Below are 17,346 nucleotides of genomic sequence, written 5' to 3' on the forward strand. Positions count from 1 at the left end.
CCGCCGCCGTGCTACCGGACCGCAACCGACATACTGCTGCCATGGCGCAGCGCAGGCGGGGTGAGCGGCGGGTCGAGACCGTCGGCTCGGGCGTCGCCGAGCTGGTCGGGGACCCGGACCGGGCGTCGGGCTGGACGCTGCTGCTCGACGGGGCTCCGCAGTCCCACGTCGACCTGGCCGATCCGACCCACCTGGAGTTCGAGTACATCCGCCGGATGGCCGCGGCCATCGACCTGATCGCACCGGCCGGTGAGCCGCTGCGGGTCCTGCACCTGGGCGGCGGCGCGCTGACGCTGCCGCGCTACGTGGCCGCGACCCGGCCCGGCTCGCCGCAGCGGGTGGTGGAGATCGACGGGCCGCTGGTCGAGCTGGTGCGCCGGGAGCTGCCCTGGGACGCCAAGGCCAAGATCCGGGTACGCGTCGGCGACGCCCGCGAGGCGGTCACCGGCATGCGCGACGACGGGTACGACCTGGTGGTGGTGGACGTCTTCGCGGGTTCGCGCACCCCGGCGCACCTGGCGTCGGTGGAGTTCATCCGGGAGGTGGCGCGGGTGCTCGCGCCGCGGGGCTGGCTGATCGCCAATGTGGCCGACGGGCCGCCGTTGCGGTACGCCCGTACCCAGGTCGCCACCATCCGGGCCGCGCTCCCCCAGGCCTGCCTGGTCGCCGACGCCGCGGTGCTGCGCGGCCGGCGCTTCGGCAACCTGGTCGTGCTGGCCGGGCGGAGCTCACCGCCGGTGCCCGAGCTGAGCCGGCGCGCGGCCGGGGACTGGTTCCCGGGGCGGGTCGAGACTGACCTCGATCGATTCACTTCCGGTCAGCAGCCGGCGACGGACATCGACGCTCTTCCCTCTCCGGCCCCTCCCGAGGGGCTGTTCAGCGCGCGACCCTAGACAGCAGTACGGACCCCGCCGCCCAAAGGTTCACCCGCTCCCGGCCGGGGGTGCCGTCGTTCCACGATGAGCCAATTTCACGTCCCCGCGACTTGTCCGGCCTCTGCTGGATCGATCTAATCGAGGTATGCCGGATTCGCATTTTCTCCCCACTGCGCTTCCCACCGGCCACTCCGACGTCTTCGGCCCGCTGCAGGGCGGTGAGCGCCCCCTGTGGCAGGGCCGGTGCGCTGTCGCCGAGTACGCCTTCGACCAGGCGGCGTCCCTGCCGCGCTGGGCGCTGCCGGAGAGCACCGAGGTCCTCGTGACCGACAACCGGGTGCTGTACGCGTACACCCGCTCGGACTCCCCCGACGATCTGGAGGTCACCTCGGGGGAGCTGCGCTGGCTCTATCCGCAGCACCTGCGGGTCCAGCCGGGCGCCCGGACGACGGGCCGGGCGGCCGCGGCGGCGCAGATCCAGCTCGTGTGCGCCGCTTCCGACGGCTCGTTCCCGGCGCTTGTCTTCGCGGGCGGCGACCTGGCCACGGTCGGCGACGCGGACAAGCTGGCCAACCTGATCCGGCAGTCGATCGCCCGGTTCCGGGTCGACCACGCGGACCAGCTGAGCCTGTCGACGCCGCAGTCCCGGATGCTGTCGCGGCTGCTGATCGGCCCGGAGTTCAGCAACTTCCAGGGTGGTGAGGGCCAGACGGTGACGCTGCTCGGCGCCCTGTCGGTGCACCGGCCGGCCGACCCCGGCCCGCCGGCCGGCTACGAGCTCGAGGTGGCGGTGCCCGAGCCGCACCGGCTGGTGATGGACGAGGCGGACCACGACAGCCTGCTCCTCGCCTCGCTGCACCAGGACTTCCCGCCGCGCTACGAGCCCCAGCCCGCTCAGCCCCAGCTCGCGCCACCCCAGCCCGCTCAGCCTCAGCCCTACGAACCCCGGCCGGATGAGACCCAGTCGCAGGACGTGCCCTATCCGCCCTCGGTCAGCGGCACCCGGATGCGGCTGCCGGGCCACCGGCCGGGGCTGGCCGCCGACGAGGCACGGGCCCTGCAGGCGGCCGCGGCCGAGCAGGCCACCCACGTCAACCAGCCGGATCTCGCCTCCCGCGCGGCCGAGCTGGCCGCCCGGATAGCCAACCTGGTCTCCACCGCCGAGGAACAAGCCGCCGACCAGGCCGCCGCCGACCGGGCCGCCGCAGATCAGGCCGCCGCCGAGCGGGTCGCCGCAGATCAGGCCGCCGCCGAGCGGGTCGCCGCGGCCGAGCGTTCCGCCGCGGAGCAGGCAGCGGCGGAACGAGCGCGGGCCGAGGAGGAAACCGACCTGTCCGAGGTGCCGACCACCGACCTCACTGCCCGGGCCGCCCACGTCCGGCGGGCCGCCCGCTTCACGACCAACTCGGCGGCGGGCAAGGCCGGGGCACGCCGTCCCGAGCCCGAGATCGGCTCCACCTCCCGGGGCCAGCGCCCGCGCTGAGCCTTTCCGCCGCCCCGGCGCGCTCCGATCGCTACGCTGAGCAGGACAAACATGCCTGTCAGCGCAGATCGGACAGCGTCACCATGGCCCAGCTGCTGTACCGCCTCGGCCGTTTCTCGTTCCGGCGCCGGCGGTTGGTCGCCGGCCTCTGGGCGCTGATCCTGCTCCTGCTGGCCGCCGGTGCCCTGACGCTCGGCGGCAAGACGGTGGACACCTTCACCATCCCGGGCACCGAGTCCCAGGAGGCTCTGGACGCCCTCAAGCGGGACCTGCCCGATGCCGGCGGCGCCGCGCTCACCGTGGTCGTCCAGGCTCCCGCCGGGACCCGGCTGGCGGACCCGATCAGCCGGGCCGCCGTGGCCGACGTGGTGGCGCAGGCCGCGAAGCTGCCCGGTGTCGTCGCCGTGGTGGATCCCTACGCCTCGGCGCGGATCGACCGGTCCGGCACGATCGGCCTGATCAGCGTGCAGTACGCCAAGGGCGCGGACGACCTCTCCCCCGCTGACCGGAAGTCCTTCGACTCGCTGGCGTCCGAGGGCACGGATCAGCGCCCGCGGGTGGTTCCGGGCGGGGTGAGCGGCGGCGGACCGGAGATCGGCGCCACCGAGGTGATCGGAGTGGCCGTGGCCGCCCTGGTCCTGGTGGTCACCTTCGGCTCGCTGGTGGCGGCCGGGATGACGCTGCTGACCGCCCTGATCGGGGTCATCGCGGGCATGTGCGGACTGCTGCTGGTGACGGCCGTGGTGGAGGTGTCGTCGACCGCCCCGGTGCTCGCGCTGATGCTGGGCCTGGCCGTGGGCATCGACTATGCGCTGTTCATCGGCTCGCGGCACCGGACCCAGCTCGCCGCGGGGATGGCCGCTGAGGAGTCGGTCGCCCGGGCCACCGCGACCGCGGGTTCGGCGGTCACCTTCGCCGGCGCCACGGTGGTGATCGCGCTGGCCGGGCTCAGCCTGGTCGGGGTCCCGTTCCTCACCGCGATGGGTCTCGCCGCCGCCGGGACCGTGCTCACCGCCGTACTGGTGGCGCTCTCGCTGCTGCCCGCCATGCTGGGCTTCGCCGGTGGCCGGATCCTGCCGCGCGGTCTACGCAACCGGGGCGTGCACGCGCGGACGGCGGGCGAGGACGGCTTCGGCTTCGCCTGGGCCCGTTGGGTGATCAGGTTCCGGGTGCCGGTGGTGATTGTGGTCGTCGGCGGGCTGGGCGTGCTCAGTGTGCCGGTCCGGGACATGCGGCTGGCGCTGCCGGACAACGGGACCGCACCGGCCGGCTCCCACCAGCGGGTCGCGTACGACCTGACCACCGCCGCCTTCGGGGCCGGCGCCAACGGTCCGCTGCTGGTGGTGATCCGCGGTCCGCGCAAGGACACCGTCTCGTCGCTGGCCGGCCGGGTGACCGCCGGGGTCCGCAAGCTTCCCGGCGTCGCCGCGGTCAGCCCGGGGCCGGCCAACGCCGCGGGCACCACCCAGGTCGTGCTGGTCACCCCGGCCGGCGGTCCGAGCAGTGCGGAGACCGCGCAGCTGGTCCGCGCCCTGCGCGACTCGGTCGCCCTGCTGGCCGGTGGCAGCACCAGCGTGGCCGTCACCGGCGCGACCGCCGTCGGCGTCGACGTGTCTCAGAAGCTCACCGCGGCGCTGCCCCGCTACCTGGGCGTGGTGATCGGGCTGTCGTTCCTGTTGCTGCTGCTGGCGTTCCGCTCGGTGCTGGTGCCGTTGAAGGCGGCCGCCGGTTTCCTGCTGACCACGGGGGCCACCTTCGGCATCACGGTCGCGGTCTTCCAGCTGGGCCGGGCGGCGGACCTGTTCGGCGTGGACCGGCCGGGGCCGCTGGTCAGCTTCCTGCCGATCATCATGACCGGGGTGCTCTTCGGGCTGGCCATGGACTACGAGGTGTTCATCGTCTCCCGCGTACGCGAGGACTTCGTGCACGCCGGGCCCCCGAGTGACGCGACCGCGACCGCGGCGACCGTGGCCGGGGTCGGGCACGGCGCCCGGGTGGTGACCGCCGCGGCGCTGATCATGGCGGCCGTCTTCGGCGGGTTCGTGCTGATCGACGACCCGACCATCAAGGCGATCGGCTTCGGGCTGGCGCTCGGGGTGCTCATCGACGCGTTCGTCGTACGGATGACGCTGGTGCCCGCCGTGCTGACCCTGCTGGGCCGCCGGGCCTGGGCCTTCCCGCGCTGGCTGGACCGGATCACGCCGCGGGTGGACATCGAGGGCGACAGCCTGCGCCGGCCGGAGCCGGCCGACGCCCCCGAGCTGGTCAGACTCTGACGAAGCAGGTGCCGGCGGTGACCCGCTCGTCGTGCACCCGGTGCGCCCGGCGCAGCAGGTCCATCAGCGAGTCCTCCTGGCGGATCCGGGCCCGGTACTTCTCCGGCAGCCGCTTGAGGTGCGCCTCCTCGTCGAGCAGCTTGTGGTAGATCTCGTCGCAGTAGCGCGGGTCGGTCTCGATGTCGAGGAACTCCGTCGCGTGCCGCCGCGCCGCCGCGACGTACGTCTGCGCCCGGCCCTTGGGGCTGAGCAGCGACGCGATCACCGTGATGATCAGCACGCCGATGATGAAGGCCAGTGAGGCCCCGGTGCTGATCTCGACCACGTCGATGTGCTCGCCGCCGTTGATGAAGGGCACATTGTTTTCATGGAGGGCGTGCAGGATCAGCTTCACGCCGATGAAGGCCAGGATCGCGGCCAGGCCGTACGAGAGGTAGATGAGCCGGTCCAGCAGCCCGTCCAGCAGGAAGTAGAGCTGGCGCAGGCCCAGCAGCGAGAACGCCGTGGCCGTGAAGACGAGATAGACGCTCTGGGTGAGGCCGAAGATGGCCGGGATCGAGTCCAGCGCGAAGAGGATGTCGGTGCCGCCGATCGCCACCATGACCAGCAGCATCGGGGTCAGCACCCGCTTGCCGTCCTGGACGGTGAACAGCTTGTCGCCGTCGTAGTCGTCGGAGGTGCGCAGGAAGCGCCGGGCGAGCCGGATGATGACGTTGTCGGCCGACCGGTCCTCGCTGTCGTCGCCCTTGAGCAGGTTGCCCGCGGTGATCAGCAGGATCAGGCCGAACAGGTAGAAGACCCAGGCGAACGAGTTGATCAGCGCCGCGCCCAGGAAGATGAAGCCGGTCCGGGCGATCAGCGAGAAGACGATGCCGAAGAGCAGCACCTTCTGCTGGTCGGCCCGCGGCACCTTGAAACTGTTGAGCAGCACCAGGAAGACGAAGAGGTTGTCGACCGACAGCGCCTTCTCGGTCACCCAGCCCGCGAAATACTCCGCGCCCATGTCACGGCCGCCGAAGATGAGCACCCCGAGGCCGAAGACGATGGCCAGGCCGACGTAGACCGCGGACCACGCACCGGCCTCACGCAGCGTCGGGATGTGCGCGCGCCGCACGTGGAAGTAGAAGTCGAAGACGACGAGCCCGAGGATCGCCACCACGGTCAAGGCCCAGACCAGACCGGACACCTGCATGCCACCACGCTCCACGGAGTCTCGGTCGATCGGCGAGATCCATCATCCTAGGGGGACGACCGGCGTCACCGGACCTTGGTCGTGGCGTCTGTCACGGCCGCTTTCAGCTGGGCCTCGGTGAGGAACAGCGCCCCGGTCAGGTCGGCGCCGCGCAGGTCCGCGCCGCGCAGGTCGGCGCCGGTGACGTCGGCCCAGCGGAGATCGGCGCCGCGCAGGTCGGCACCGATCAGCAGAGCTCCGCGCAGGCTCGCGCCACGCAGATCGGCGCCCTTGAGCCGGCGACCGATGAGGTTGGCGCCGCGGTGGTCGGCGCGGCGCCCGCCGACCCCGGCCCGGGCCAGCTCACTGGCCTGCTGCAACAGCGGGTTGACCCGTCGCCGGTGGGCGTCGACGTCCAGCGCGAGCAGCTCCTGCGGCGTGCCGGTGGTGAGTGCCGTGGTCTCGTCGAGAGCCGTGCGCAGTTTCGGGTGCAGCCGGCGCGCCGCTGGGAGCTCGAGCGCCTTGGTCACGTACCAGAGCAGCTCGTGCAGCTGGCGCATGACCGGCAGCACCGCGAACATCGGCCCGGCGATGCCGGGCGTGCCGCGCCACTCGCGGCCGCCGAAGGTCACCTGGGTGACCTGCTGGCCGGCGCCGAAGCAGTCGAAGACGACGCAGCCGGGGAACCCGCGCTCGGGGAGCCGGTCGTGGATGCCGCAGCGGAAGTCGTCGGCCAGATTCGGGCACGGCTTGCCGGCCGGCTTGTTGATGGCGAAGTCGGACGACTTGGCGAAGGCCGGCGCGACGCAGCACAGGCCGGCGCACTGCCCGCAGTCCGCCCGCAGCTGTTCGGGGGTCAACACGGCTCCGACCGTATACCGAGCCGTCTTTGGGCCGCCGAGTCCGACATGGCAGTTACCTGCCGTCACTGCGCCACTTGACCGAAAGTAACTCAGAGTTGCTGTCCCACTCATACGTCCAGGTGATAACCAGGTCCGTCCGTACGGGTGACTACCCTTTGTCATCTTCACTACGCTGCGTAAATCCCCACAGCTACGAGGAGAACTTGCTGATGCGTGCACGGAAGACGGCGGCGCTGACCGCGATCGGCTGCGCGGCCGCCCTCGGCCTGGCCGCCCCGGCGAGCGCGGCCGGCGCCACGCCGACGATCTCGGCCCCGGCCAGCCGCAACGGCTACGGCCCGATCACCATCACCGGTACGGCGCCCGCGGGCTCGACGGTGGAGCTCTACGAATCGGCGTACGTCTTCAACGACTTCTACCAGTCGCCGGACTACGACCACGGCGGCTACGTGTCGACGATCGCCTCCGGCTCGGGCACGTACCAGCTGAGCCGCGTCCTGGACTCCGGCTTCCGCTTCTACGTCGTGGCCAACGGCGTCGCGTCCAGCCGCATCTCGGTGGCCATGGGCATCGTGCCGACCATGACGATGAGCGCCTCGAACGGCACCGTCGACGTCACCGTGTCGGCCAACCCGACCCAGCCGGGCCTGGCGGTGCACATCCAGCGCAACAACGACGGCACCTGGACGGACATCGCGGGCGGCCAGACCGTCGGCGACGCCTCGGTCTACACGACGACGCTGACCGGTCAGGGCACCGGGACCAAGTCGTACCGCGCGGTGATCGACGCCGAGCCCGACAACAACCTGCTGGCCGGGCGCACCGAGACGGTGTCGCTGAACGTCGGCAGCGGAAGCGGCAGCGGCGGCGGGTCCACTCCGACCACGCCCACCCCGACTCCCAGCACCCCCAGCACCCCGAGCACCCCCACGACGCCCGCGCCCAAGGCCGGCGACGTGCAGTTCACCAAGATCGTCTACAACTCGCCGGGCACCGACAACGGCAGCAACACCAGCCTCAACGCCGAGTACGTCCGGCTGACCAACCGCACCGGCAAGACGGTCAACCTCAAGGGCTGGACGATCCGCGACGCCGCCGGGCACGTCTACACCGTGTCGACCGACCACAAGCTCGGCGCCGGCAAGACCGTCTACGTGCACAGCGGCAAGGGCACCAACGGGCGGCCGGACAGCGGCCACCGTTACTGGAACCGGACCAGCTACGTCTGGAACAACTCCGGCGACACGGCGTACCTGCGCAGCCCCAGCGGCAAGTCGATCGACTCCTGCCGGTGGACCAGCAACAAGAACCAGACCTACTGCTGAGCCCCCGTACGCGCTGACGGCCCTCCGGCTTCCCCGCCGGAGGGCCGTCGTGCTGGGTAGGGTGCCCGAGTGCCTGATCATCTGCCCGACTGCCCCTGCTGCGGGGGAGCCCTGTCCCCGGTCGACTTCGCGGTCCGCTCCACCTGGCCGGACCCGATGCTCGCGCTCACCCCGCCGGAACGCGAGGCGACCTGGGGCAACGAACACCTGCGGGCGGCCGAGGGCATCGGCGCGTTCGTCCGCTGCCTGATGCCGGTCAGCCTGACCGGCGGCGGCACCCTCGAATACTCGGTGTGGCTGCGGGTCCCGGCGCCGATGCTGCGGCACGCGAGCGAGATCTGGGAGGCCCCGGAGTACGCGGACCTGCGCCTCGAGGGGACGGTGGCGAACGCCGTACAGCCGTGGGCGGAGATGCTGGGCGCGCCGGCCCGGGCCGAGGTTCGCGAGCCGGATTCGATCCCGTACCTGGTCGCCGACGAGGGCACCCTGATGCACCGGATCCTGCACGACGAGTGGGACCGCGACGACGTACTGAGCCGGCTCACGTACGCGCTGCCGACCCCGGTCCGGCAGCGGATCACCACCCGCTGGTCACTGGACCGCTCGGCGGGCCTGGAGCTGCGCCGGCACGAGGACCGGATCTACTTCACCGGCCCCGGCCGCACGGTGCACCTGGACCCGCTGGGCACGCCCGCCGGCTCGCCGCCGGCCGACGTGATCCGCGACCTCACCGCGGACGCGCCCCGGGACCGCGACGGCGAGCTCACCGAGACCACGGACGGGACCCACCGGTACGCCTTCTGGCGCCCGGCCCTGGGCGACGGCCGCATCCTGCACAACCTGCACGGCTATGTCGCGGTCCCGGGCGACGTCCTGCACCTGGTCTGCGTCTTCGACGACCCGGCCGACCTGCCCTGGGCCCAGCACGTGTGGCGCTCGGTCCGCCCCGAGAAAGGCTGACGTCCGGCCCCGTGCTAGCTTTATGAAGCCGACGCGGGGTGGAGCAGCTCGGTAGCTCGCTGGGCTCATAACCCAGAGGTCGCAGGTTCAAATCCTGTCCCCGCTACAAAGCAGAACGGCCCGTCAGAGATCATCTGGCGGGCCGTTTCGCATGAGAGCCTCTTTTTGGGAGTCGGTTTGTCGAGCTGGCAGATGAAGGGCGTAGCGGCATTCGTCCGCGTCGCCTACAAGCGCAGATTCGCCACCGAGGCCGCCGGCCGCGCGGTGCTGGCCAAAAAGAAAGGCCCCTCAGCCCCACCGCCCGGGATCCGCAAGCGCTGCGTCGTGGCTCACCGCACGGTCGACAACCATGAGGTGTACGTGGTGCGCTCCCGCCGAGCCGCCACCGGCCCGTCGGAACACGCCGTGATCTACCTGCACGGCGGCGCGTACACCAGCGAGATCGTCCGCGAGCACTGGACGCTGGTGGCCCACCTGGCCGAGCAGACCGGCCACGACGTTCACGTCCCGATCTACGGCCTGGCCCCGCAGCACCACGCCCTGGAAGCCCTGAACCTGGTCACGACTCTGATCAAGGACCTGTCCCGGGAAGGCCGCCACTGCTACCTGGCCGGCGACTCAGCCGGCGGCGGCCTGGCCCTGCTGGCCGCCCAGGCATTCGCCGACGACCCGCGACGCCCGGTGGCAGGCCTGACCACGATCGCCCCCTGGCTGGACCTGACCATGTCCAACCCGGACATCCCGGCAGTGGAACGCACCGACCCCTGGCTGACCCGAGCCGGCCTGCACCCGATCGCCGCCTCCTGGGCGGGGGACGTCCCGCTGACCGACCCTCGCCTGAGCCCCATCTACGGCCGCGTGGACGACCTACCGCCGATCCAGATCCTGGTAGGCACCCGCGACATCACCCTGCCCGACTGCCGCGCCTTGAAAGACCGCATAGCCCCCGGAACCCCGCTCACGTACCACGAAGAGCCCGGGGCCATCCACGTCTACCCGCTGCTACCGGTCCCAGAAGCAGAAGCCGGCCGAGAGGCGATCGCGGAACACATCCGCAAATCCCTCGCCTGACTGCTTCTGCCAGGTACTTCGACACTTGGTCGCCGAGGTTCCACCGGCTCCGGCGGACCGACGTCCGGTCTACGTCACTGCACAGGGGATCGCCGGGGGTTCGTACCTGCGGGGAGGCGACGGCGACCGCCATCTGACCGAGGCGGAGATCGCGATGCTGGTGGCGGCCAGAGTGCAACCCCTGTACGACCGCGAACCGGTCGCCGGATCCTCGACAGAAGACCCGGACGACGATGCAGTACGCCGAACCCTGCGAAGGATGCGGTCCGGGTTCCCGAGACTTGCGCAGTCCGACGACGCAACCGTCCGCTTTCGGCTCGGAATCACCGCTGCAGCCTCGCCCGACTCCCCGTTGACGCTCGCCGGGCTGCTGGCCTACAGGCAGTTCAGGGCGAAGCGACCGCCGGCGAACTCGCCGACCTCACCGGATTGTCACGCACCGCGGTCCTCAACCATCTACGCACCCTGACCGAGACAGGAGCCGCCGTCGCCGTCGGAGCGGCCCGAAGTCCCAAACGCCGTTACCAATGGATCGCCCCCACGGCACCACCCCAGTAACCCACCACCGATCGGCAACGTGGGTTGTGGGGGTCTAGGGGCAAGGCCCCAGAAAAACCCACACCGAAGCACGCACAGCGACCACCGCACCGTGGGGGTCTGGGGGGCTCGGCCCCCCAGGCAGACATGCGAAAGAGTCCCCCATCCGCGCAATATGCGGATGAGGGACTCCCAGACTCGTAGCGGGGACAGGATTTGAACCTGCGACCTCTGGGTTATGAGCCCAGCGAGCTACCGAGCTGCTCCACCCCGCGTCGGTAGCTCAACCCTAGCCTGCGCCCCGACCGACATGCAAAACGACCCCCCGTAACCTGCCCCACACATGCGCGCGGCCCGCCGGTAACCCGGCCGGCCGCGCGTCATGTCACCTGGTCAGCCGCTCGGTGTCGGGGCCGGCGCCGATGGTGCGCCGGACGGTGGTGTCGACGGCGGGACCGAGGGTCCCGTGGTCGGCGTCGCCGTCGGGCCCGCTGACTTCTGCGCGTTCTGGAAGTTGGTCATCGCCGTGTCCAGGGCTTGCAGGGCCTGGCCGTACCGGACGAAGTCGCCGGATGCCTGGGCCGTCTTGACGTCCGCGATGGCCTTGTCCAGGGCGGCCGCCGCCTGGGCCAGCTGACCGGTCAGCACCGGCTGCTGCCCGTTGCCCGTGTTCGGGGGCTGGTTGTTGGCCGGCGGCGTGTTCGTCGGGGGCTGGTTGCTCTTGCCCTGGGCGACCAGCTTGTCCAGGCCGTCCTTGAGGTTGTTGGCCAGCACCACGTACGTGCCGCCGTCGCCGTAGGACATCAGGACCTTCTGGAGCAGCGGTACGGCGTCCTGTTGCCCGCTCTTGACGTACACCGGCTCGACGTACAACATGCCGTCGCCGACCGGTAGCGAGATCAGGTTGCCGAACAGCACCTGGGACTGGTTGCTGTTGGACAGCAGGGTCAGTTCCGAACGCACCGTCGCGTTGTTGGTCATGCGCTGGTGCACCTGGACCGGGCCCTGAATGGCTGTCTGGTCCGGCAGTTCCAGGACTTCCAGCCGGGGTTTGTTGTCGACGTACGACCCGGAGATCAGCGCGGCCAGGTTGTCCCGGTTGTTCGGGGTGACCGCCGAGGTGAGCTGGAAGCGGGTGCTGTCCTGCCCGGGCAGTTGCACGTTCAGGTAGAACGGTGGCTGCTTGACGCCGCTGTCCGGGTCGTCGGGCACGTTCGGTACCTGCCAGAAGTCCTGGCCGCTGAAGTACTCGGCCGGCTGCGTGACGTGGAACCGGGCCAGCAGGTTGCGCTGGACCTTGAACATGTCCGCCGGGTAGCGGAAGTGCGCGGCGAGCGAGGCCGGTGTCTGTGCCTTGGGGGTGATCAGCTTGCCGCCGAACGCCTTGTTCCAGGCCTTGAGGACGGGGTCCTGCTCGTCGAACTCGTACAGGGTGACCGTGCCGTCGTACGCGTCGACGGTCGCCTTCACCGAGTTGCGCATGTAGTTGATGTTGTCCCGGGCGAGTGCGACCGTGCCCCGGTTGGTGAGCTCGTCGGTCGTCTCCTCCTGCAGGTTGATCCGCTGCGCGTACGGGTACGTCGCCGCGGTCGTGTACCCGTCGAGGATCCACTTGATCCGCCCGTCGACCACGGCCGGGTACGGGTCGCCGTCGATGGTCAGGAACGGCGCGACCTTCTCCACGCGGGAGCGGGGGTCACGCACGTACATCAGCCGGGAGTCCTTGTTGACCGCGTCGGAGAGCAGGAAGTTGCTCTCGGTGTTCTTGATCGCGAAGACCAGCCGGCGGAAGAAGGACCCGATCGGCACGCCGCCGGTGCCCTCGTAGGTGTAGCGCTCCTCGGCGTTGTTGTTGTCGGGCTGCGGACGGTCGAACTCGGTCTTCTTGTTCGCGTCCGCCTGCCCGACGATGGCGTACTCGGTCGACTGCTCACCGAAGTACACCCGGGGCTGGTCGACCTTGATCTCCTCGGAGCTCGAGGCGCAGCCCGGCTGCTGGTCGTCGCCGAGGAAGCCGGAGACGAAGTACGGCAGGCCGCCGCAGACGACCTGGTTGGCGGGGGCCGCCACCATGCCGTACCCGTGGGTGAAGACCGTGTGCCGGTTCAGCCAGTTCTGCTGCTGGGTGGTCAGCGCGTTGTCGTTGATCTCGCGGACGCCGACCACGTAGTCCTGCGGCTTGTTGTTGGTCAGCGTGTAGCGGTCCACGTCCAGCTTGGGGCCGAAGTCGTAGAAACCCCGGACCTGCTGCTGCTGGGTGTAGGCCTCGGAGACCAGCTGCGGGTCGATCAGCCGGACGTTCTGCGCGCTGGTGTCGGACGCCAGCGTCGCCGGCGGCACCGTGGTGGACGCCGCGTACGGCCGGATCTCCGTGCCGGCGATCCCGAACGCCGCCCTGGTGGCCTCGATCGACCGGGCGATGTACGGCGCCTCCTTGTCCGCCAGGCTCGGCTTGACCTGGAAGTTCTGCACCGCGAGCGGGTAGATGCCACCGATCGCCACCGCGGAGATGGCCAGCAGCGCCAGCGAGACGCCGGGCCAGACCAGATTTCGCATCACCGCGTTGGAGAACACGACGATCGCGATGGCTACCACGATCGAGATGTAGGCCAGGATCTCCTTGGCCGGCAGCAACGCGTTGACGTCGGTGTAGCCGGCGCCGTACAGGCCGGGCGAGACGTGCTGCTCCAGCAGCAACGCCCGCTGGTCCAGGATGTACGCGACCGCCTTGAGCAGCACGAAGAACGCCACCAGGGTGGTCAGGTGGGCCCGCGCCGCCGCGGTCATCCGATCGCCGACACCCTGCAGGCGCACCCCGCCGAAGATGTAGTGCACGGCCAGCGCGCCGAGCACCGACAGCACGATCGTGGTGAAGCCGACGCCGAGCACGTACCGCCAGAGCGGGTACTCGAAGATGTAGAAGCCGACGTCCACGTTGTGCTCGGGGTCCCGCACGCCGAACGGCTGGGAGTTCTGGAAGAGCATCCAGTCCTTCCAGCGGCTCTGCGCGGACAGGCCGGCGAAGAAGCCGATCACCACCGCGATGATCGTGATCCAGGTGCCGAGCCGCGGCTGGATCACCATCCGGTAGCGCTCGAGGGTGGCCTGCTCGGCCGAGTGCGGCCGCAGCAGCGGCCGGAGCCGGTAGGCCAGGTAGAGGTTGGCTGCGATCACCAGGGCCATCAGGAGTCCGATGGCCAGGAACAGCAGCAGCCGGGTCACCAGTACGCCGGTGAACACACCCGTGAAGTCGACCTCGTCGTACCACAGGTAATCGGTGTACGCGTCGATGCCCCAGCCGAGCAGCGTGAAAAGAAGGAAGACCCCGACGAGGACGCCGACGGTCACGCGACCGCGCCGGCTCATCCTCGGTAGAGGACTGTTACGCATGACCAACGTGAACCCCACAAAGTCGGACCGGTATTTCACATTACGGTGTTGCGTTGTTCCGTCCGGGGCAGGTGCGCCGATTGTTACTTCACGGGGCAGGGTTTCGGCGCGCCGCCGGAGGTGAAGGTCTGCAGGGCGGTCAGGGCGTCGTCCACCGTGGCCACCTCCGCCATGGTCAGACCGGGCACAGCGTTGCGCATCGCCTCGGCGCAGTTGTCGGCGGGCACCAGGAAGAGCTTGGCGCCCGCGTCCTTCGCGCCGACCAGCTTCTGCGGGATGCCGCCGATCGGGCCCACGTTGCCCTCGTCGTCGATGGTGCCCGTACCCGCGATGATCTTGCCGCCGGTCAGATCGGCCGGCCGCAGCTTGTCGATGATGCCCAGGGTGAACATCAGCCCGGCACTGGGCCCGCCGATCTCGTCCAGGTCGATCTCGACGGTGAACGGGTGCGGCTGCTTCTTGTCGATGGCCACGCCGATGCGCGGGGTGTTGCTGCCCGCGGCAGCCTTGGTCTTGATGGCGGCGGTGGCGGCCTTGCCGGCGCGGGTGTAGCCGACCGTCAGCGCCGTGCCGGCCGGCTTGGCCTGCACCAGCTGGGTCAGCTTGTCGGGGCTGGTCACGGGGGTGCCGTCAACGGTCGTGATGACGTCGTCCTTCTGCAACACGCCGACCGACGGTCCGTCCTTGGTCACCTCGGTGACGAAGGTCTGCACCGGGTAGCCGAGCTCGCGCAGCGCCACGGTCACCGCGCTGTACTGCGACGACTTGAACTCCTCGGCGTTCTGCTCCTCGACCTGCTGCTCACTCTGGTCCGGCGGGTAGATCAGGTCACGCGGCACGACGGCCTGCTCGTCGCTGAACCAGCCGCGGATCGCCCACACCAGCTCCACGCTCGGCTGGACCCCTACGGTGGTCAGCCGGAGCTGACCCGCAGAGGTCGAGGTGTCCGCCTTCGTCACCTGGATGACCTCTTTGCCGTTGTCCGAACCGAGCGTGTTGACGGTCGGTCCCGGCTTCAGCACGACGTAGGGCAGGGGGAAGGCCATGACACCAACTGCCAGCAGTGCGGTGATCAGGGCGCCGAGGATGACCGTGACACCGCGACGTCTCATGCGCGTGACCGTACCAACCGACCCTGAGTTCTCTCTGAGCTGACACCGGCATTGCTCACCAGGGGCCCTGACACGCGTACGGTTGGGGTGTGCCTGATATCCCGTTCGGCTTCAGCCTGCCGGGCGCCCAGCCGCCCGACCCCTCCGACCCGCAGCAGATGCAGCAGTTCATGAATCAGCTGCAGCAGATGTTCGCCGCGCCCGGCAGTGGCCCGGTCAACTGGGATCTGGCCCGCCAAGTGGCGGCCAGCCAGCTGAGCGCCACCGGCGATCCCGCGGTGAACATGTACGAGCACAATGCCGTCGCCGAGGCCCTGCGCCTCGCCGACCTGTGGCTCGACCCCGCGTCCGCGCTGCCCTCCGGCATCCGCGACGCCACCGCGTGGAACAGAAACGAGTGGGTCTACAACACCCTCGAAGTGTGGAAGAAGCTGTGCGACCCGATCGCGGGCCGCATGGTGGGCGCCATGGGTGACCTGGTCCCCGAGGAGGCCCGCGCCCAGCTCGGCCCGATGCAGTCGATGGTGGCGACCCTCGGCGGCGCCCTGTTCGGCGGCCAGCTCGGCCAGGCGCTCGGCCAGCTCGCGGCGGAGGTCCTCTCGGCCGGCGACATCGGCCTGCCGCTCGGCCCGGCCGGCACCGCGGCGCTGGTCCCGGCCAACATCAAGACCTACGGCGACGGCCTGGAGCTGCCCGAGGACCAGGTCCGGCTGTACGTGGCGCTCCGCGAGGCGGCCCACCAGCGGCTGTTCCAGCACGTCCCGTGGCTGCGCGCGCACGTCCTGAATGCGGTCGAGACCTACGCGAACGGCATCACGGTCAACCGCGAGGCGATCGAAGAGGCGATGAGCCGCGTCGACCCGTCCGACCCGGAGTCGATGCAGCAGATGGCGCTCGAGGGCATCTTCACGCCCGAGGACACCCCGCAGCAGAAGGCCTCCCTGGCCCGGCTGGAGACGGCGCTCGCGCTGATCGAGGGCTGGGTGGGTCACGTCGTGGACAGCGCGGCGGGCGACCGGCTGCCGTCGGTGGCCGCACTGGGCGAGGCGTTCCGGCGCCGGCGCGCGGCCGGCGGACCGGCGGAGCAGACCTTCGCGGCGCTGGTCGGCCTGGAGCTGCGGCCGCGCCGGCTGCGCGAGGCCGGGGCGCTGTGGGCCGCGGTCACCGAGCACCGCGGGGTCGCGGGGCGGGACGCCCTGTGGGATCACCCCGATCTGCTGCCGACGGACGAGGATTTCGCCGACCCGCAGAAGTTCGCCCGGGCTCAGCTGGACTGGGACATCTCCGAGCTGGACAACCTGGGCGGGACCGACGAGTCGGGGTCCGAGGAAAAGAACGAATAAAGAGCAAAATCCGGTCGTGCCTGATTGCATGGCGCTGACCGTCGCTCCCGCCGATTGCCGGGTGGTTGCATGGCTTCCATCCGGCTTTCTGCTGTCTGCCCTTCTAGCTGGTTGCATGGTGGGGCTTGGTTCGTGCCGTCTTCCCGGCCGCCCTCTTCCGCCGCCCTCTTCAGCCGCCCAGGATGGCTCGGGTGTTTTCCCAGCCTTCGAGGGCCGGGTCCAGGGTTGCCAGGTCGTAGGGTCCCCGCAGCCGGCGCCAGTCCGCGGTCGACTCGACGAGGCTGGGCTGCGGCGCACTGCGGCGCACTGTCATCGGTGTTGCCGTGTCCAGGTCGGTGTCCGTGAGCCATTCCGGGGCCGGGAGGTTGGCGGCGAGGGCCAGCAGGCCGCTCTCCTGGCCGGTGGGGGCCACTGCCACGGGTTTGCTGCTCAGCGGGCGTAGAAGCTTGCCCAGGATCATGCCGGGGACGTCGGCGGCGTCCGCGGCCAGAACTGCGGCCTGGTTGTAGCCGTCCTTCTCGGCCGCTCTGAGCACGGGCAGCACGGTGGCCGTGGGGACCTCGTAGATCGGCATGCCCGGCCAGGCGATCTCCCGGGCCAGGTCCAGATCATCGGCGGTGGCGGCGATGGCCGGCTCAGCCTGGGCCAGCCGGGCCAGCAGGTCGACGACGTCTTCGGCCAGCGCGGCGCGCCACTGCCCGAGCCCGGTTCCGGGCGGGCTCCAGGTCACCGGATTCAGCAACGCCACCACGACACGTTTGGTCACGACTCGAAGGCTAGCCCCGGCACACCTCGGTCCTAGCAGTCCTGTGGCCCGGCCGATGCCCGGCGGCCTGAAGCCGCCGCTTATCCAGCAGACCGTGGCCGGGCCCACGCCCAGCAGCCGACCCGTGCTCCGCAGCCAGCCCATGCCCGGTGGCCGACCCAAGCCCCGCGTCCC

12 protein-coding genes, 2 tRNA genes and 1 pseudogene are annotated in these 17,346 nt (G+C 70.5%); 9 read left to right on the plus strand and 6 right to left on the minus strand.

Features of this window, described 5'->3' with window-relative positions; all coding sequences use genetic code 11:
- The first annotated feature begins 41 nt into the window (after positions 1-41).
- The 3 genes from AB0C12_RS06775 to AB0C12_RS06785 all read left to right on the plus strand — a co-directional run bounded on the left by AB0C12_RS06775 (position 42) and on the right by AB0C12_RS06785 (position 4,634).
- Positions 42-893 (plus strand): fused MFS/spermidine synthase, encoded by an 852-nt coding sequence (locus tag AB0C12_RS06775; protein WP_360544999.1) that lies wholly within the window; start codon positions 42-44, stop codon positions 891-893.
- Between the two features lie 127 nt (positions 894-1,020).
- On the plus strand, positions 1,021-2,358 hold the full coding sequence (locus AB0C12_RS06780) for a translation initiation factor 2 (protein ID WP_360545001.1): 1,338 nt from the start codon (positions 1,021-1,023) through the stop codon (positions 2,356-2,358).
- Positions 2,359-2,441: 83 nt separating this feature from the next.
- Positions 2,442-4,634 (plus strand): MMPL family transporter, encoded by a 2,193-nt coding sequence (locus tag AB0C12_RS06785; protein WP_360545003.1) that lies wholly within the window; start codon positions 2,442-2,444, stop codon positions 4,632-4,634.
- Positions 4,635-4,860: 226 nt separating this feature from the next.
- Here AB0C12_RS06785 and AB0C12_RS06790 read toward each other — a convergent pair.
- A pseudogene (locus AB0C12_RS06790) lies at positions 4,861-5,826 on the minus strand (TerC family protein); the annotation flags it as partial.
- A gap of 65 nt (positions 5,827-5,891) precedes the next feature.
- Positions 5,892-6,668 (minus strand): pentapeptide repeat-containing protein, encoded by a 777-nt coding sequence (locus AB0C12_RS06795; RefSeq protein WP_360545005.1) that lies wholly within the window; start codon positions 6,666-6,668, stop codon positions 5,892-5,894.
- A 209-nt stretch (positions 6,669-6,877) separates the two neighbouring features.
- Here AB0C12_RS06795 and AB0C12_RS06800 point away from each other — a divergent pair, with 209 nt between their 5' ends.
- The 5 genes from AB0C12_RS06800 (at position 6,878) to AB0C12_RS06820 (ending at position 10,582) form a co-directional block, all read left to right on the plus strand.
- Positions 6,878-7,993, plus strand: coding sequence for a lamin tail domain-containing protein (locus AB0C12_RS06800; protein ID WP_360545007.1), 1,116 nt, complete (start codon positions 6,878-6,880; stop codon positions 7,991-7,993).
- 69 nt (positions 7,994-8,062) lie between these two features.
- On the plus strand, positions 8,063-8,953 hold the full coding sequence (locus AB0C12_RS06805; protein WP_360545009.1) for a DUF2199 domain-containing protein: 891 nt from the start codon (positions 8,063-8,065) through the stop codon (positions 8,951-8,953).
- A 32-nt stretch (positions 8,954-8,985) separates the two neighbouring features.
- Positions 8,986-9,059: transfer RNA gene (locus AB0C12_RS06810), tRNA-Met, on the plus strand.
- A gap of 71 nt (positions 9,060-9,130) precedes the next feature.
- Positions 9,131-10,024: an alpha/beta hydrolase gene (locus AB0C12_RS06815; protein ID WP_360545011.1), complete on the plus strand. Its 894-nt coding sequence runs from the start codon at positions 9,131-9,133 to the stop codon at positions 10,022-10,024.
- Between the two features lie 207 nt (positions 10,025-10,231).
- On the plus strand, positions 10,232-10,582 hold the full coding sequence (locus tag AB0C12_RS06820) for a helix-turn-helix domain-containing protein (RefSeq protein WP_360547027.1): 351 nt from the start codon (positions 10,232-10,234) through the stop codon (positions 10,580-10,582).
- A 180-nt stretch (positions 10,583-10,762) separates the two neighbouring features.
- Here the strand turns inward: AB0C12_RS06820 and AB0C12_RS06825 are convergent.
- The 3 genes from AB0C12_RS06825 to AB0C12_RS06835 all read right to left on the minus strand — a co-directional run bounded on the left by AB0C12_RS06825 (position 10,763) and on the right by AB0C12_RS06835 (position 15,063).
- Positions 10,763-10,836 (minus strand) — tRNA-Met (locus tag AB0C12_RS06825).
- Between the two features lie 118 nt (positions 10,837-10,954).
- Positions 10,955-13,927: a UPF0182 family protein gene (locus AB0C12_RS06830; RefSeq protein WP_360545013.1), complete on the minus strand. Its 2,973-nt coding sequence runs from the start codon at positions 13,925-13,927 to the stop codon at positions 10,955-10,957.
- A gap of 107 nt (positions 13,928-14,034) precedes the next feature.
- On the minus strand, positions 14,035-15,063 hold the full coding sequence (locus tag AB0C12_RS06835) for a PDZ domain-containing protein (protein ID WP_360545015.1): 1,029 nt from the start codon (positions 15,061-15,063) through the stop codon (positions 14,035-14,037).
- An 89-nt stretch (positions 15,064-15,152) separates the two neighbouring features.
- On the opposite strand from AB0C12_RS06835, the gene AB0C12_RS06840 reads away from it, so the two are divergent.
- Entirely contained in the window at positions 15,153-16,406 is a 1,254-nt protein-coding gene (locus tag AB0C12_RS06840) for a zinc-dependent metalloprotease (RefSeq protein ID WP_360545017.1), read from the plus strand.
- 169 nt (positions 16,407-16,575) lie between these two features.
- On the opposite strand, the gene AB0C12_RS06845 is transcribed toward AB0C12_RS06840, so the two are convergent.
- Positions 16,576-17,172, minus strand: coding sequence for a hypothetical protein (locus AB0C12_RS06845; protein WP_360545019.1), 597 nt, complete (start codon positions 17,170-17,172; stop codon positions 16,576-16,578).
- Positions 17,173-17,346 lie beyond the last annotated feature (174 nt).

The organism is Actinoplanes sp. NPDC048967, from assembly GCF_040649415.1.
GTDB lineage: Bacteria > Actinomycetota > Actinomycetes > Mycobacteriales > Micromonosporaceae > Actinoplanes.